Here is a 15831-nt window from a genome sequence, read left to right on the forward strand (position 1 = left end):
AGTTAATTAACCGCTTTCATTTTTTCGACAACCCATTTTTGAAAAGCTTCAACGTCTACATCTATACAGGCAACGGCATTCGTGTTTTTATGATACTTCATTTTTAAATCCGCAACAGTAGCTCCCGCAGCTGGACCTTCCAAAGCAACTTCAATGAACGTTTCAGTTGTCTCAAATAATTCTGGTGAAGTTAAATAGGCAATCGCACAGACATCATGCATTTTCAAACCTGTAGTTAAACTGCCGCCTCTATAATGACGGAAAAGACCATAAAACATTTCCCCAACTCTACCAAGCGCTCTGATGGCTGTTACTTCATGATTCGTTAACACAGCTTGACTTGTAACATCTAATCCTACCATTGTTAACGGGACACCTGATTGGAAAACAATTTGTGCAGCGTGTGGATCGACATACGTATTAAATTCGGCACTTGTATTTGTATTTCCCCTTGCTAATGAGCCACCCATCATGACGATTTCTGCAATATTTTCTTTGACTTCTGGATAGAGGGTCAGTAACAAAGCAATATTCGTTAATGCAGCAATTGGAACAATGGTCAAAGGAACATCACTAGACAGAATTTCTTTTCGCATAGCTTCCACTGCATGAATATCTAAACACGTAGAGATAGGTTGCGGAAACTCAAAGCCATCCATGCCAGTCTCCCCATGAATCTCAGCAGAATCTTCCAATTGAATAAGTAACGGACAATTACACCCCTTGGCTACAGGAACCTTTTTCCCAAAAAAATCGACAAGTTTCAAGGCATTATTTGTTGTTTTTTCTACATCTACATTCCCTGCAACCGTCGTTATTAAGCGAACTTCTAGGTTAGGATGATTCAGTGCAATCGCTAAAGCTACAGCATCATCAATTCCTGGGTCCGTATCAATAATGATCGGTCTTTTCTTTGTATCCATTTTTCTTCCTCCATTCACATTTAGGAAAAACATTTCCGGAAACGTTTTCTTAATTTGAGATTAACAGCGCTTTCATTAAAAGTCAAGCAGAATTTCTAAATAATAAATAATTAGGCTTTTTCTTGACTTTCTGCTTTTAGAATGCTTACTATAAAAAAGAGTTCAGTGAAAGGACGAAAATGATGAATATTAAAGATATTGCAAAATTAGCTGGCGTTTCCGCTTCAACTGTATCCAAAATTATAAATAATAAAGATCAAACTATTAGTAAAGAAACCCGTGAGCGTGTCTTAAAAATCGTTCGAGATTACAACTACACACCTTACTCAGCAAATCTCGTCACAAATAGTACTACAAAAACCTTCGTGTTATTATTAAATAGCCATGAAACTTTTGAGGCTTGGGTTACGAGCTTTATTGATAAAGCTCAAGAAAATGGCTATAACTGCTTGATTTTAAATAGTCACGGTAGTTTAGAACAAGAACTGAAAAATATTACCTCGCCAACTTTAAAACAAGCCAGTGGCATTATTTGGGACCCAATCAATGAAAACAGTAAACAATACGCGAAATTTATAGAAGAATTAACGATTCCTTACTATTTCGTCAATCACTCAACTAACGAATTACCTTCTCTAGCGGGGCTTTATGAAGAAGCTAGTTATGTTTTAACCCAAGAATTATTACAGAATAACCATAAAAAAATTAGTTATTTCGTCACTAACCCAAAATATAAAGAAGCAATTATTGCAGGCTATAAAAAAGCCTTATTTGATGTCAATTTACCCTTTAGTAAAGAAAATATTTTAACTACTATCCCTGCTGATTTCAGTAATCAGCTTATCACAGATGGGATTACGGGTATCCTTACTGATGACTATACCCAGGCTGTTTTTTTGGAACAGCTTTTAAAGCAGAGCGGTTTGCGAACCCCCGATAATTACTCTTTACTCGCAATTAAGCGAAAAATTGATCGTTCATTTTTACCTGATCATATTTCTTCCGTCTTATTAGATACAGAGACGTTTGGCAGCCAGTTAGCCTTATCATTGCTTAACAAACGCAAAGAAAAAACAGCCTTGATTAATGAGGCTGAAAAATTGGTGCTAGATCACAAAAATACATTAGGCATGTCTAGTGTTAATCCACATAGCAAAATGATTGTAGTGGGTAGTTTAAACGTTGATAATTATCTGTATTCAACAAATTTATCACATAACGGCAAAACAAATTTTCTGTCTAGCTATGCTAAATTCCCCGGCGGAAAAGGATTAAATCAAGCTGTTGGCTTAACCAAACTGGGGCATCAGGCCACCTTAATTGGTTGTTTAGGCTCAGACACAGATGCGAATTACTTATATAAAGAATTAGAAAAATACCACGTTACGACAGATGGTATCACACGTATTCAAGATACTGAGACTGGTCAAGCTTATATTTATGTTGAGACAAGCGGCGACTCCATGATTTCAATCTTACCTGGTGCAAACACAGCGCTTACACCTAAAAAAATCGCACAGCAAAAACACCTATTTATGGATGCCAGTTTTTGTCTCATTCAAACAGAAATTCCTTTGTCTGCTGTAGAAAAGGCTTGTGAAATCGCCCAACATTCAGGGGTACCGATTATTTTAAAACCAGCTGCTATTCATCATATTCCAGTGAATATACTAGAAAAGGTTGATTTTTTCATTCCCAATGAAGATGAATTATTGGAACTTCAACCAGATACTGGTACATTAGAAGAGAAAGCGGCGTACTTCTTAGAAACGGGCGTAAAAAATGTCATTGTTACTTTAGGAAAAAAAGGCGTGTTATTAAAAACACACCAAGTGTGCCACTATTTTCCTGCAACAGAAAATATAGCTGTGGATAGCACTGGTGCCAGTGACAGCTTTATCAGCGCGCTCGCCTCCTATCTTTCGAAAGGTTATCCGACTGAAGCAGCCATTCAAATAGCAATTCAGGCTGCAGGATTTTCAGTTTCTAAAGAAGGGGTGATTGATTCTTTAGTTGATCACGTCACTTTGGAAAATTATTTGATAAAAAAAGAACCCGCTCTTTTTGCTCATCGTAACACCTGTGTCGACTGACACAGGTGTTTTCCTGCTGAATATCTTGTTATTTTCTCATAACCCAATGAGAATTGTTCTTTTTTATTACAATTTATTAGGCGAACTATTATAATAAAAGAGAAGTTATTACTAAGGAGTGAGTCTCATCAAAACACAAGATGCCATAAAAACATTTTTACTTTCAAAGAAAACACAAAAAAAATTGGCTGTCTTTTTATACTTAGCAAAACAAACAAACCTTGATTTATCTAGTGTTGCCCGAAAATTCGATCTTTCTACTAAAAATTTATCAATTTATCTTCGTGAAATTCAAGAAGACTTAGCAACCCTTCCTGAAAATACCTTAGAGATTCAGATACATCACGGAAAAATTTCATTACATACGACTTCCAATGATTTTCTTTCCCACTATTTTTTATTATTTAATTATTACTGTGTCCATTCTACTGACTTCATTCTTTTTCAAGCAATTATCAAAAAAGAAAACAATTCTGTCTGGAAAGTGAGTCAAGAAACTAATTTTAGCTCATCTTACATTTACAAACGGTTAAATAACATTAATAAACTATTTGGTTTGTATGGAATTTCCGTCCATTTTTCCCCCTCGGCGAGTAAAGTGATTACAGGTTCTGAATTTCAAGTCCTATATGCTTTTCTTGATGTCTACTGGACCATCTTTTTAAATACCTTAGCCTTACCACGTTATACCTCTACTTATTTTGAAGATATACTGACGCAGCATATTAAACCAGAAATTCTTGAACGCTTGGAACACGCTTCTCTACTAAAATTAAATTTACTTTTACACATCGCAAAATATCGCTTTCCATATACTTGTGAAGATGATCTCCAAAAAGAATTTGAAGAACATCCTTATTTAAGGCTTTTCTCAGACTCAAAACAAACTATTTTTTGTTCCCAATCAAATTTTTCAGAAGATCAACAGCGGGTTGTAGATATCATTGCACCCATTGCCATTGATAATTTTGATTCAGCAAAACGAGCCAAAGATTTACTGGCTGCTCTAAATGAAATTTCTTGCCCAGAATATTTCTACGTTGATTCTTTATTAACCAATTTTTGCGAAGTTTTTCAAATTCCAAAAATGCGTGAATTTGATCGTCATTACTTCTTACTTATTTTATTTAAAAATATTATCTATAACCAATTATTTATTTCACAGCAACCAAATACCGCAATTCTAGATTTTTTAGTCAATAAAAATAGTACTTATCAAAAAGATTTACAGAAAGAAATTTATGCTTTTTATCAAAATTTTTCAGCGCATTCCTCTTATCAGTTAAGATTTAAGGATCAGGAGAACCCAATTTGGACATGTGAATTGTTGTTACGAATTTATAAGCACTATAGTCCCCGCAAAAAAATTAAAATTGGTGTTGCATATTCTCGCGATTTTTACATTGCTAGCTTTATTATGATGAAAATCAAGCAAGCATTTAGTGAGGATATTATTTTTGAACGAACCGATTTTTCTAGTTGTGATATTGTGATTACTGACTATCCCTTATTTGATTTACCAAAAGAAATAGACCGAATTTACATTTTAGAAGAAGAATTAACCCGAGAAGATTGGGAACTAATTTTCAGTAAAATAAGTATCGCCATTTTTGATTTGCAATATTAAAACAAACACCACAAGCGCTAACTTGTCTCACCAACCATAATGAAAACAAGCGACCTACAAACCACTTCTGCCAGTTTTAGTCTGACAGAAAATAGTTTGTAGGTCGCTTGTATATTGCTGTTCTTTTCTACGTTACCTTCAAAGACAATCTAGTAAGTGGGTACACGTCGTACTTCAGTCCTTAAAGTGCTACGCTTCCACCGCTGATCAGTTTATAAGCCTGAGACAAAAATCCAAAGTGATTTTTGTCTCAGGCTCTTACATTTTTTCAACAAAGGTATTGCTAGGCGCTACTTGAAGCTGAAAACTATTTTCTCTATCGAGATTCCTCATCAGTAGACTCAAATTTAAAACTTTTTTCTATAAAAGCGACTTCTTTTGCGTATGTTTTTACAAAAGAAGAATAGTCTTTGGGATCTTTGACCTTTTCCAATTGGTCAACAGAGACTTCTAATTCAAATCCTGTTCCATCTTTAAAGAGATAATATTTTGAGATGTCTGTATATCCTTGATTCCGTTTTAAAATATAGCCGGTTTGTACATCAGCAATTTTATCAATTGGGTATGCTTTGATAAACTCTTTACTTGTATCCAAATAATCAGAAAGACTGTTGACAAGATTGCCAGAAAGGTACATACCTGCCGATGTATAATAGTCTCTTTTTTCATAAAAACTGATATTGCCTAGATATTTTGTATCTGGATACTCCTCTGTAGAAGGTAAAATTAAAAAGTTCTTTCCGCCACTGGTTTCAATATCGGCATCGCCGATAATTTCTATTTGATAGCCTTGATTAAATAAAAGTTTATTTTGTTCTATTGTGACTTTTAGTGGTTTTTCTAAATCAACAGGTCCAGTTGTGGTAAGTCCAGCTTCTTTTAAAGGATAAACATCTTCTGATGAAGCGGAGTAATCCCAATAATCATCTTTCTCCGCAAGATCAATATATACTATAAAGCCAATTGCTACAGCAATGCCTATCCAAATAATTTTTTTGTTCTTTTTTTGTTTTTTCTTTTTTTTCGTCTGTGGTTTTACCACTTTTTTATTTGGGTTAGGAAGTTGCTTTACTGTGTCTGTTCTTGTGACAGGAAAAAACGACCATTTTGGCTTTTGAAAAAGCGCATCATATGTATCATAAAAATTCTTTTGTTTAGCCATTTTTTCTCTCCACTAATTTTTTTGATAAGGCAATTTCCTCAGATGCTTCGGAGACTAATCTTTCATAATCATCTGTGATACTTTCCGACAACACTCGTATGGTACTTAAGATAGCATTGGTTGCAAGTGTTATTTCTTCTGTTGACAATTTATCTTCTTTAATGCTTAAAAACCGTTCTGATGCTCGTAAAATCTCTGGTATCTTATGATATAAAAAATCACTAAAATGAGTAATTGCTTCAGGATACTTCACTAAGTGTTTAAAGATGCCTTTAGCGGAAGCAACACCCAGTTCTACTTGTTCAATTTTTTTTAAATTTCGTGACTTATTCGTTAGTTCGTTTAAATAAATAATTTGTTTTTTTAATTCGTCCATAATTCTTTGGTACATCTCTAAGTCACTGTCCGTTAGATGGTGCGTCGTTTGATATTTTTTTAGATTTTTTTTATAACGGAAATACGTACGACCATTTCTATAAATAACCCAACCAATGTACCCAGTCCCCACTAACAAAACCATTATCCCATTCAAATCATGTACTCCTTTTTAAATTAGTATATATTACTGAACACATTGTCCAGCTTAAAATTGACAAATAAATATGAAGTGTTACTCCCCCAATTACTTGTGCACTTTTATTGTATCATATAGGAAAATTGTTCTGTTCCGCATTTAGACAAATTGTCTAAATGTCTAAGGAAATCTTTTTTGGTTTAATATGTAGCAAAAAACACTTGCAAGAATTGATTACTTCTCACAAGCGTTTTTTATTGTCTAAAACAACTATTTACATTTCATTTTATTAAATAGTGAATAAATAAATTACTGCAGCTAATGAAGCACCTAAGATAGGTCCCACAATTGGCACCCAAGAATAAGCCCAATCGGAATCACCTTTTGTTTTCACAGGAATAATTTGGTGCGCTAAACGAGGTCCTAAATCACGTGCAGGGTTAATTGCATAACCTGTAGGTCCGCCTAATGATAGACCTAGTCCTAAGACCAAAATCCCAACAAGCATTGGGTTAATGCCAGCCGCTAAGTCGTTTTGAGAAAAGGCTAGTAAACCAAAAACCAAGACAAATGTGCCGATAATTTCTGTTAAAACATTGGCTGGATAGTTACGGACAGCTGGACCAGTGGCGAAGGTTCCTAAAATAGCACCTTTGTCTTCTGTAATGTTCCAATGGGGTAAATAAGCTAACCAGACAACTAAACCACCAATAAAACCGCCTAGGACTTGAGCTACGATATAAGGTAAAACCATGCCCCATTCAAAGTTTCCAGTAATTGCCATCGCAACTGTTACAGCAGGATTTAAATGCGCTGGACTCATATACCCAGACATGTAAACAGCTAATGTAACAGCAGCGCCCCAACCTAAAGCAATAACGACCCAACCAGAAGCAAAGGCTTTGCTTTTCTTCAAGTTAACTGCGGCACAGACGCCATCCCCTAGTAAAACTAAAATCATCGTTCCGAAAAATTCACCGAATAATTGTGTCATCATCGAAGTTCCCATTTTTTCTTCACCCTACTTTCAAATTTTTTAAATCTGATTCTTCAATTACTTTTTCTAATGTTTCAATGTGTCGTGCTCTTTCTTCCGCTGTCCATTGATAATGCTGTGCCATTTCTTCAATGACTCCCGCTTTCACTTGGTCCAAACGATCACGCATAAATAATAAGTGGTTGGTCCGTCGCAATAAAAAGTCGACGGGTGTTAAAGCCATTTCTTCTTCCATCGCATAGTTTAAAGAGACAGTTTCTGTTAAGGTTAAACCAGGAATTACTTTGGCATCATCAATCATTTCAAAAACAGTTGGTACGTTGGAGCCATATAAATGAGCTAAGTATAGTGCATCCTTTTCACTTAACCCTTTAGATACGCCATGTTTTGCCAACGCTTCTAATTCTTCGTCTACCGTTGCAGGGTTCAATTTCCCGCCTGAAACTGGATAGTTTTTAGAATCAATTAAGGTGAATTCTTTCTGGTATTCTTCTGCTAAGATGGTTTGAATCATTTTCATCGCACCTTCTGCCATTTTACGATAATCTGTTAATTTCCCACCAGCCAAAGTGAGCAAGCCATCCGCTGATCTTTCCAATGAGCTGCCTCGAGAGACAGCTGAAGGATTGACTTTATTTTCCACCAAACTGTCTTCTAGATGGTTTAGGACTTCTTCAATTTCTCGTTTATCTGTTTTGTTTTTTTGGTATCTGTCAACGACATCAATGACTTCATCAATACTTTTATCTGAAAGTTTGCCATTGTTTCCCCCGTTATAATCTGAGCCACCGTTAGCAGAAATTAAAGGTCGCAAGCCAGCCCAGCTGGCTTCAATATCATCAATTGTCAATTGTACCTCTGGATAACGATTATTTACTACTTCCAATAGGTAATCCACATCACTTTGTTCTACTGTTGGATGTTGAAAGTCTCCATGGTAATCTGTATCCGTCGTCCCAAAATATGTTTTTTCTTCTCTTGGAACAACGAAGACCATGCGGCCATCTTGTTTACCTGTATCAAAATACGTTGGTTGAGGAACATTTAAACGGCTTTTGTCGACAACTAAATGAACCCCTTTGGTTGGACGCATTTGTGGTGTAAATGAATCATTTTTGTTTAAGCCTCTTAATTTATCTGACCAAGGACCAGTAGTATTAATCACAACATCTGCGTGAATCTCAAACTGTTCGTCAGTTAGTAGGTCCTTTGCTTGAATACCAGTAATTTTACCTTCATCATTGTATAAAAAGCCCACCGCTTGAACCCGACTCACAGCATGTGCCCCGTCAGCTACTGCTTGTTTAATATTTTCAATAACTAAACGAGCATCATTATTTCGGTAATCTAAATAAACACCGCCACCTTGTAGACCTTCACTTTTTAGTTGTGGCTCACGTGCCAAAACCTCGTCTTTTGTTAACAAATAGTTGGCGTACTTGGTACCTGTTACATCAGCTAACTGATCATATAAATCCATTGCTATTTTGACAGAAAATAGATTAAATGTTGCATTTGGCTCATCATAAATCGGCAATAACATGGGATCCGCTTTAGGGATGTGTGGCGCAATGGATTGAACGACAGCTCGTTCTTTCACTGTATCTGCCACCACCTCCACGTCAAACGTTTTCAAATAGCGGATACCACCATGAACTAATTTGGTTGATCGTGAAGAGGTGCCCTCTGCGAAATCCTGCATTTCAATTAACCCTGTCTTCATTTTAGCGGCACTGGCTTGCAGGGCAACGCCTGCGCCAGTAATGCCACCACCAATAATTAAGACATCTAAGTGTTGTGTTTTTAAAGCGTCGATTGATTGTCGGCGTGTTTCTATTGAGAAAGTCATAGAAAATTCCCCTTTTCCATTTACTTATTTTTACGTTTGAATTGTTGGGTAGCTGCTACTGCTTGTTGCCAACCTTCATATAAATCTTCTCGTTCTTCTTCCGCCATAATTGGTTCAAATTGTTGTCCTTCTTCTTGGAATGCTTTGATTTCTTCTAAGTCTTTCCAGAAGCCAACCGCTAAGCCCGCCAAGAAAGCTGCGCCTAAGGCCGTTGTTTCTAAGTTATGGGCTCTTTGAACAGCAGTGTTTAAAATATCTGCTTGGAATTGCATCAAGAAATCATTGTTTGCTGCTCCACCGTCTACTTTTAAGACGGGAATATCTATGCCTGTATCTTCTTTCATCGTGTCAATAATGTCACGAACTTGATACGCAACTGCTTGAAGTGTCGCTTTGACAAAATCTTCTCTCGTGGTACCGCGTGTTAATCCAAAGACAGCCCCACGCGCTTGTGAATCCCAATATGGTGCGCCCAAACCAGTGAATGCCGGAACCACATAAACTTCATTGTGCCCTGTTGACGCTTTGGCTACTGCTTCAGATTCAGCAGCCGTTTGCAACATTTTTAAGCCATCTCGTAACCATTGAATCGCTGAACCAGCCACGAAGATACTTCCTTCCAAGGCATAATATACTTTGCCGTTAATACCATAGCCAATAGTGGTAAGCAGATTATTTTTAGAAAGTTGAGGTTCTTCGCCAGTGTTCATGACAATAAATGAGCCTGTTCCATAGGTATTTTTAACCATCCCAGGTTCAAAGGCCATTTGACCAAATAAAGCGGCTTGTTGGTCACCAGCCATCCCAGCGATAGGAACTTCACTTCCGTAAAAATGGTAATTTTTTGTTAGTCCATACACTTCAGAGTTCGAAACCACTTTCGGTAACATCACTCGTGGGATATTTAAAAGATCCAAAATTTCTTGATCCCAATCTAAATCATGGATATTAAACAACATCGTCCGACTTGCATTTGAATAATCAGTGACATGAGTATCTCCCGTTAATTTCCAAACGAGCCAAGTGTCAATTGTTCCAAACATCAATTCTCCATTTTCTGCACGTTCTTGCGCACCTTCTACGTGATCTAAGATCCAACGAACCTTCGTTGCTGAGAAATAAGCATCAATGATTAACCCAGTTTTTTCATGAATCATTTCGCTGTAGCCATCTTCTTTTAGTTGATCAGCAATAGGTGTCGTTTGGCGTGATTGCCAAACAATTGCGTTATAAATTGGTAACCCAGTTGCTTTGTCCCAAACAACGGTTGTTTCCCGTTGGTTTGTAATCCCAATTCCGGCAATATCTGTAGGTTTCACTCCTGACTCAATTAAAGAACCTGCAATAACGGATTGAACAGAATTCCAAATTTCATTGGCATTATGTTCCACCCAGCCTGCATTAGGAAAATATTGAGTAAATTCCTTTTGTGAACTACCAATTTTGTTTCCTTTTTTATCAAAAATAATTGCACGAGAACTAGTCGTTCCTTGATCAATCGCCATAATGTATTTTTCTTCTGCCATGATAATTCCTCCTAAACGTTTTTGAAATCGTTTTCTTTATGTCCCTATCTTACAAACAAAAGAATAACTAAACATGTCAAAAACTTTTTTTATTTTAAAAAAATTGAAAGGATTTCTACTAAAACCAACAAAGACAACGCTTTCAATAATACTTTTATTATCTCTAATTTTTCAATAAAAAGAAACATTTTTGTTTAAAAAAGCCTAATTTTCGACTTTTAGTTGTAAAAAGGCTGGTGCGAGGATCAGACAATTTCCGTCACACCAACCTTTTGTTTATTTCTCCCGCAAGGTACGTATTTTCTTTTTTAATTGTTGCACATCATAGGTCGAACTTAATTCTGACAAAACATAGACTTCCGGTGTTCCTTGATAGCTCGTTTGCTGATAATTGGTCACAATTAAATCATATGTTTGTTCAGGCTGATACCTCTCCACCAGCGTGCCATTCATATTTTTAAGACTAAGCATTAATACTTGTGTTAACGCCGCTTGATAAAGAGCATCCATTGCTAAATGAATTCCAATTTTTATTTCACCAATCATTTTAAATTCAATTAATGCCAACACGCTTAAATATTTGACCAGAGAAAGTTCATGCAAACTATCTCCTGGTTGATACGTTTCATCAAAACAAGCTAAAGCTTTTTCTAATAACGTTGTTGAAAAAGAAGCTAATTCCCGACTAGATAATTGCTGTTCTTTTTCCCAGATATGGGCCCGATCAAAAACTTCCAATTCTCCTTTAAAAAAATACAGTTTTCCATGAATTTGTGAAAAATAGTAAGCCATGGTTTTCTCAAGAGTAGGTTCAAATTTATGGGGCCGATAATACAAGACCACATTTTCCAAGATAAACGTATCAGCTAAAGAAACAGCGGAACGACGTCCCCGAATTAAGGAATATTCATCAAAAGCTGATTCTGGTAAGACCGACATTGTGATTAGAAAAACAAAATGAATCATGCTTTCTCCTTCGTCTAATTCTAATGAATAGCGACTAGAAAAACGGAAAAACAATTGTCGAACTTGCTTAAATAACGGATCTTCTTTAAAATCAATCATTTTCTTTCTCAATTGTTGATATTTTTTTGAAGTGACCGCTAGGCGCTTTTTCGTAATACTCAACCAAAGGCTAACTTTTAACGCATTATGTTCATTAAAAGTAAAACCTAAGCCAGTCTCAATCCCTTCAATTATCCGTTTATTTAACGGGGACATCGTTTTTTTCTGGTGTGTTTCATAGGGAGTAATATACCAATACAACTGAAAGTAAAAGTAACGAATCTGCAATTCTTCTCCCTGTAGTTGTCCATTTTTTATTTGCAAATCAAAGGCGGCTAACAATTGATTGAGTTCCTTAATCTTTCGAAATAAAGAAGACTCACTAATCATAAATTTAGTCGTTAATTGAACAATAGAAAACTCTTTATTACGATATAAATAATCTAAAAGTTGAAATTTAAGAGACTCTTTTACAAATGCTTCAATTAAATGATTCAACGAAAAAAAATCCGATAAGGTGATTGATAGCTGCTGGCCATCATAAGTAAGCTGACAGTCCTGTCCAAAAGGTTTCAAAAAATAATGTAAATCCTCTAAGTCTTTTTCAAAGGAGGCTTTTGTGACCGCTAAAAATGCTGTTAAATCAGAGACTGAGCAGGTACCGCCTGCTAAGATGGTTTGTTGCACCGTTAATAATTGTCGCATCGCTTTCTTTTCTAATAATGTCTCAACTTTCATCGTTCTCTCTCCAATAAGCCGAAGCACCCATCAAATTTGTAATATCATAAATATTGGTTAAGGAAGGTTGATAAAAATAATCTTTTTGTAATAGGTCTGTCAGTGTCTGACCTGTTTGGATACTTAATGCTAACGTATTTATTTTTTCTAAACAATTGTTTTTTGAACAAAGCTGTGCACCAAGGACCCGTTGTGTCACTTTATCATAGATTAATTTGCCTAAAATTTCTGTCCCATGTTGTAGAGGCGGCGCTGGCTGTCTAACAATTACGGAAGCAAGTGTTTGCGGAAAAAATAAACCTTCCGTTTCGGTTAGACCTGTACTAGCAAGGTAATAGTCCCCCACTTTTGTTCCCATTGTTCGCAAAGAGCCAATGAATCGGTGTGTTTTTTCTTCTAAATTGTTGGCGACTACTAAGCCAGTTCGTACCGCATTGTTCACTAACGGAGCATAAAAAGTTTCCGCGACTGGTTCATTCATAACTGAAATGCAATCTCCGATGGCAAAAACATTCGGCACTGAAGTTTGTAAATAAGAATCCACCGCGATTGTCTGATCCAGATTCCGTTGAATTTTTTTATCCAAATAGGCTAATTGAGGATGTAAGTTTAAAGCAAAAATCCCACTGTCACAAGAAATTTTCTGTTCGCTTGTTTCAAGAACAATACCATTTGCTGTTTCTTCAATTCCTAGGACCGTTTCTTCAAAATGGAAAATTACTGCTTGTTTTTCCAAAGATTTTTGAACTTCTGCGACCATTTCTTTATCAAAATATTTAGGCAATAGATTTTCCAAGCTTTCAAAGACATGGACCGTTTTCTTCATTTTCACAAGAAAATCAATAGCTTCCATTCCAATGGGTCCTGCACCAATGACAGCTACTGTCTGGCTTTTTTCCAGTAATGGAACAGCCGCTAAAGCACCTGATAAAAATTTATATTTGAGTAGTTTTTCTGTTTGACTACCACGAATTTGCGTGGAAAACTGGCTTGCGCCTGTCGCTAGAATCAATTTATCATAAGAATACCACTGTTGCTCTTCCTTTTGTGCCCAAGCAATCAATTGGTTCTCAACATCCATTGCTACAACTTCTCTATTTAAAAGCAACTGAATCTTTTGACGACGTAATTCCTCTTCCGTTATGTAACGTGCTTCGTGTAATTCATTGATGGTATGATTAAAATACGCACTTAAGCCACCAGATAAATACCCCACTGTTGCTTGTTTATCAATTAAAGAAATTTCTGCTTGGGGATATTTTTTCCTTGAAGCAATTGCTGCGGAAATACCTGCGAATGATGCACCAATAATCACAATTTTCATTTGTTTCCTCCTCTGTCAGGACCTACTATACTTCTCTCAGTTTATCATGATTAAAAAGAATGCTAAAGCAACAACTATAGTTTTCCCTTAAAATAATTATTTTTGCTGAGCGCATTGCTTTTCAAGCACTTTCATTTTCATTTATAATAAATGTTACTACTGTTTGAGGAGGAGTTTTCATGTCTGCAACAAAAGAGCAATTGGAACTATTTTTATTTTATTTATCTGAAACCCATACAAAAAGTTTATCTTTACATGACTTAGTTACAAGTCGACCACGCCCAGAGGAAGCGCGTATTTTATTAAATATTAACGAGGTTTTCACTTACTATCATAGCGCTCGTGTTCTCTACACAAGTGTTCCTGCTCTTGAAAACAACAAGTCTGAGCCTTTTTTCCAAGCCTTCGAAAATTTTTATTTTGAATTAAAACAACATTTTTTCAATGAAGAAGATGAAACCAATCAATTGAATGAACGTCTAGAGGAAATGAAAATTGCCTTTGAACAATTGACGGATGACTACAATGTTCTATAATAGAAGAGAACAATTCGTTGAGAAGGGGTCCTTATGAAGCAAGAAGAAGTGATTGAACGTTTAAAAGAAGAATTAAATTTGCCATTTTTTAATGGTACGCTAGAAGAAAAGAACTATTCTGAAGCAGATTATCAACAAATCAAGAAAGAGTTAATTCAATACTTTGATGATTATGTGCGAAATGTTGAAAATTAACAAGCTAAAACAACCTTTGATTTTAATAAAATCAAAGGTTGTTTTATTATTAAATAAAAAAATAACAAAAAAACCACCGGCAGTTTTGCCGATGGAAAAGGAGTATTTACTCAATAAGAGTAAAATGAAAAATAAAAAGGTTGTTGTTGGTATGAATTAATAATACAATACACTTTCTCTTTTGTCCATAAAAAAGACATGAAAAAAATATTAAATTCGTTAGTTATTTTTATTAGTTTTTTATTTTTTCAAAAGAATGTTGCTCATCCGCGTAATGGCAAAGGTTAATTCATCCGTTGCTTGATCCTGCTTTTCCTCTGAAGCATTAAATAAATCTGCATCAATGCCTGTTTCTGGATCTGTTGCTAAAATCATTTCATTGCATCCTGCTACATATTCTGTATAAGCATGTTGAAATTTTTTGTGAATGCCAAGTACTTGTGGTGTTGGTTTTAATGTTCCGACTTTTTTGAGCATTAATTCATATTTTTCAGTACCTTCTTTAAATTTTGCTTGAATTTCTGCAATTCGTTCGGCTGTTAAATCATTCACTTTATTCTTATCGATCGCTTGACGAACTTCTTCGTAATATGGATTCATGACTTCGCCAATATCTTCTGTTGTTTTAACGATATCATTAATTGTTTGAACGTAAAATCCTAAATTTGGTCTCATAACCATCCCTCTTTTCCCTTTTCTCTTTCACTCCATTTTACACTTTTTCTATTCCATCTGACAAGTGGCACTTTTTCAGTCTTTATTCTTTTGATTCTTAACAGAGAAAACATAGTGAGGCATCGTTTTGCCATGGTATGTTTTAATGTATCGATCCCTAACAAGCATCTGGTTTCGAATAGCGACATTCATAGAGGCTAAGTTCGTATCACGAATCGTTGAAATAACTTCTGGAAAATTTAATACATCGAATGCGTACTGTTTTGTCGCTGCGGCAGCTTCAATCGCATACCCTTTGTGCCATTCTTTCACACATAAATGATAACCAATTTCTGGATAGCTCTTACCTTTTACTAATTGATTGGTGAGACCACACTCGCCGATGACTTCGCCTGTTCGTTTCTTCTCTAACGCCCATAAGCCGTAGCCGTATTCTTGATAGGACTGTAAGTTCCACTTTAGCCAGTTTGCGACCTCTTCATCAGAAAAAGCGTGTTCATAAGCATACATCACATTTTCATCTTGCAAAAATTTTTTCAATTCCACTTCATCTTCCGACTGCCATTCTCTGACAATAAGTCGTTGTGTTTCGAAAATAATTTTCCGTTTCAAGCCCTTTCACTCCTTACATAAAGAAAAATTGACTGGTTTAAGTACCAGCCAATTT

The 15831-nt window shown here is 35.8% G+C and carries 14 protein-coding genes; 4 read left to right on the top strand and 10 right to left on the bottom strand.

Features of this window, described 5'->3' with window-relative positions:
* Positions 1 to 2 precede the first annotated feature (2 nt).
* Positions 3 to 956: a ribonucleoside hydrolase RihC gene (gene rihC / locus IGJ63_RS07535; RefSeq protein WP_025188934.1), complete on the bottom strand. Its 954-nt coding sequence runs from the start codon at positions 954 to 956 to the stop codon at positions 3 to 5.
* 146 nt (positions 957 to 1102) lie between these two features.
* Here rihC and IGJ63_RS07540 point away from each other — a divergent pair, with 146 nt between their 5' ends.
* Together IGJ63_RS07540 and IGJ63_RS07545 are read left to right on the top strand one after the other, a co-directional pair.
* Positions 1103 to 3016, top strand: coding sequence for a PfkB family carbohydrate kinase (locus tag IGJ63_RS07540; protein WP_438746175.1), 1914 nt, complete (start codon positions 1103 to 1105; stop codon positions 3014 to 3016).
* Between the two features lie 118 nt (positions 3017 to 3134).
* Positions 3135 to 4643, top strand: a complete 1509-nt coding sequence (locus IGJ63_RS07545) for a helix-turn-helix domain-containing protein (protein WP_002369204.1) — start codon at positions 3135 to 3137, stop codon at positions 4641 to 4643.
* 316 nt (positions 4644 to 4959) lie between these two features.
* Here the strand turns inward: IGJ63_RS07545 and IGJ63_RS07550 are convergent, their stop codons facing one another.
* The 7 genes from IGJ63_RS07550 to IGJ63_RS07580 all read right to left on the bottom strand — a co-directional run bounded on the left by IGJ63_RS07550 (position 4960) and on the right by IGJ63_RS07580 (position 13758).
* Complete coding sequence (locus IGJ63_RS07550) at positions 4960 to 5805, bottom strand: hypothetical protein (protein WP_002365799.1); 846 nt, start codon at positions 5803 to 5805, stop codon at positions 4960 to 4962.
* Positions 5798 to 6325, bottom strand: a complete 528-nt coding sequence (locus tag IGJ63_RS07555) for a 5-bromo-4-chloroindolyl phosphate hydrolysis family protein (RefSeq protein WP_002398629.1) — start codon at positions 6323 to 6325, stop codon at positions 5798 to 5800. The genes IGJ63_RS07550 and IGJ63_RS07555 overlap by 8 nt, the downstream gene beginning before the upstream one ends.
* A gap of 283 nt (positions 6326 to 6608) precedes the next feature.
* The gene (locus IGJ63_RS07560) at positions 6609 to 7328 is read right to left on the bottom strand and encodes an MIP/aquaporin family protein (protein WP_002357140.1); all 720 of its coding nucleotides are present in this window, start codon (positions 7326 to 7328) and stop codon (positions 6609 to 6611) included.
* 7 nt (positions 7329 to 7335) lie between these two features.
* Entirely contained in the window at positions 7336 to 9165 is a 1830-nt protein-coding gene (gene glpO / locus IGJ63_RS07565) for a type 1 glycerol-3-phosphate oxidase (RefSeq protein ID WP_078130955.1), read from the bottom strand.
* A 20-nt stretch (positions 9166 to 9185) separates the two neighbouring features.
* Positions 9186 to 10691 (bottom strand): glycerol kinase GlpK, encoded by a 1506-nt coding sequence (glpK, locus tag IGJ63_RS07570; protein ID WP_002357138.1) that lies wholly within the window; start codon positions 10689 to 10691, stop codon positions 9186 to 9188.
* Between the two features lie 276 nt (positions 10692 to 10967).
* On the bottom strand, positions 10968 to 12434 hold the full coding sequence (locus tag IGJ63_RS07575; RefSeq protein WP_002385844.1) for a helix-turn-helix domain-containing protein: 1467 nt from the start codon (positions 12432 to 12434) through the stop codon (positions 10968 to 10970).
* Positions 12424 to 13758, bottom strand: coding sequence for an FAD-dependent oxidoreductase (locus IGJ63_RS07580; RefSeq protein WP_101731921.1), 1335 nt, complete (start codon positions 13756 to 13758; stop codon positions 12424 to 12426). Before IGJ63_RS07580 ends, IGJ63_RS07575 begins: the two co-directional genes overlap by 11 nt.
* A 179-nt stretch (positions 13759 to 13937) precedes the next feature.
* On the opposite strand from IGJ63_RS07580, the gene IGJ63_RS07585 reads away from it, so the two are divergent.
* Both IGJ63_RS07585 and IGJ63_RS07590 read left to right on the top strand, forming a co-directional pair.
* Positions 13938 to 14294 carry a hypothetical protein gene (locus IGJ63_RS07585; RefSeq protein ID WP_002357135.1) on the top strand — a complete coding sequence of 119 codons (357 nt, stop codon included), beginning with the start codon at positions 13938 to 13940 and terminating at the stop codon, positions 14292 to 14294.
* Positions 14295 to 14327: 33 nt separating this feature from the next.
* On the top strand, positions 14328 to 14489 hold the full coding sequence (locus IGJ63_RS07590) for a hypothetical protein (protein WP_002357133.1): 162 nt from the start codon (positions 14328 to 14330) through the stop codon (positions 14487 to 14489).
* 240 nt (positions 14490 to 14729) lie between these two features.
* Here the strand turns inward: IGJ63_RS07590 and IGJ63_RS07595 are convergent, their stop codons facing one another.
* Positions 14730 to 15170: a hypothetical protein gene (locus IGJ63_RS07595; RefSeq protein WP_002385841.1), complete on the bottom strand. Its 441-nt coding sequence runs from the start codon at positions 15168 to 15170 to the stop codon at positions 14730 to 14732.
* 69 nt (positions 15171 to 15239) lie between these two features.
* Complete coding sequence (locus tag IGJ63_RS07600) at positions 15240 to 15776, bottom strand: GNAT family N-acetyltransferase (protein ID WP_033625032.1); 537 nt, start codon at positions 15774 to 15776, stop codon at positions 15240 to 15242.
* Positions 15777 to 15831: the final 55 nt, after the last annotated feature.

The organism is Enterococcus sp. DIV1375a, assembly GCF_051712205.1.
In the GTDB taxonomy this organism is placed as follows: domain Bacteria; phylum Bacillota; class Bacilli; order Lactobacillales; family Enterococcaceae; genus Enterococcus; species Enterococcus faecalis.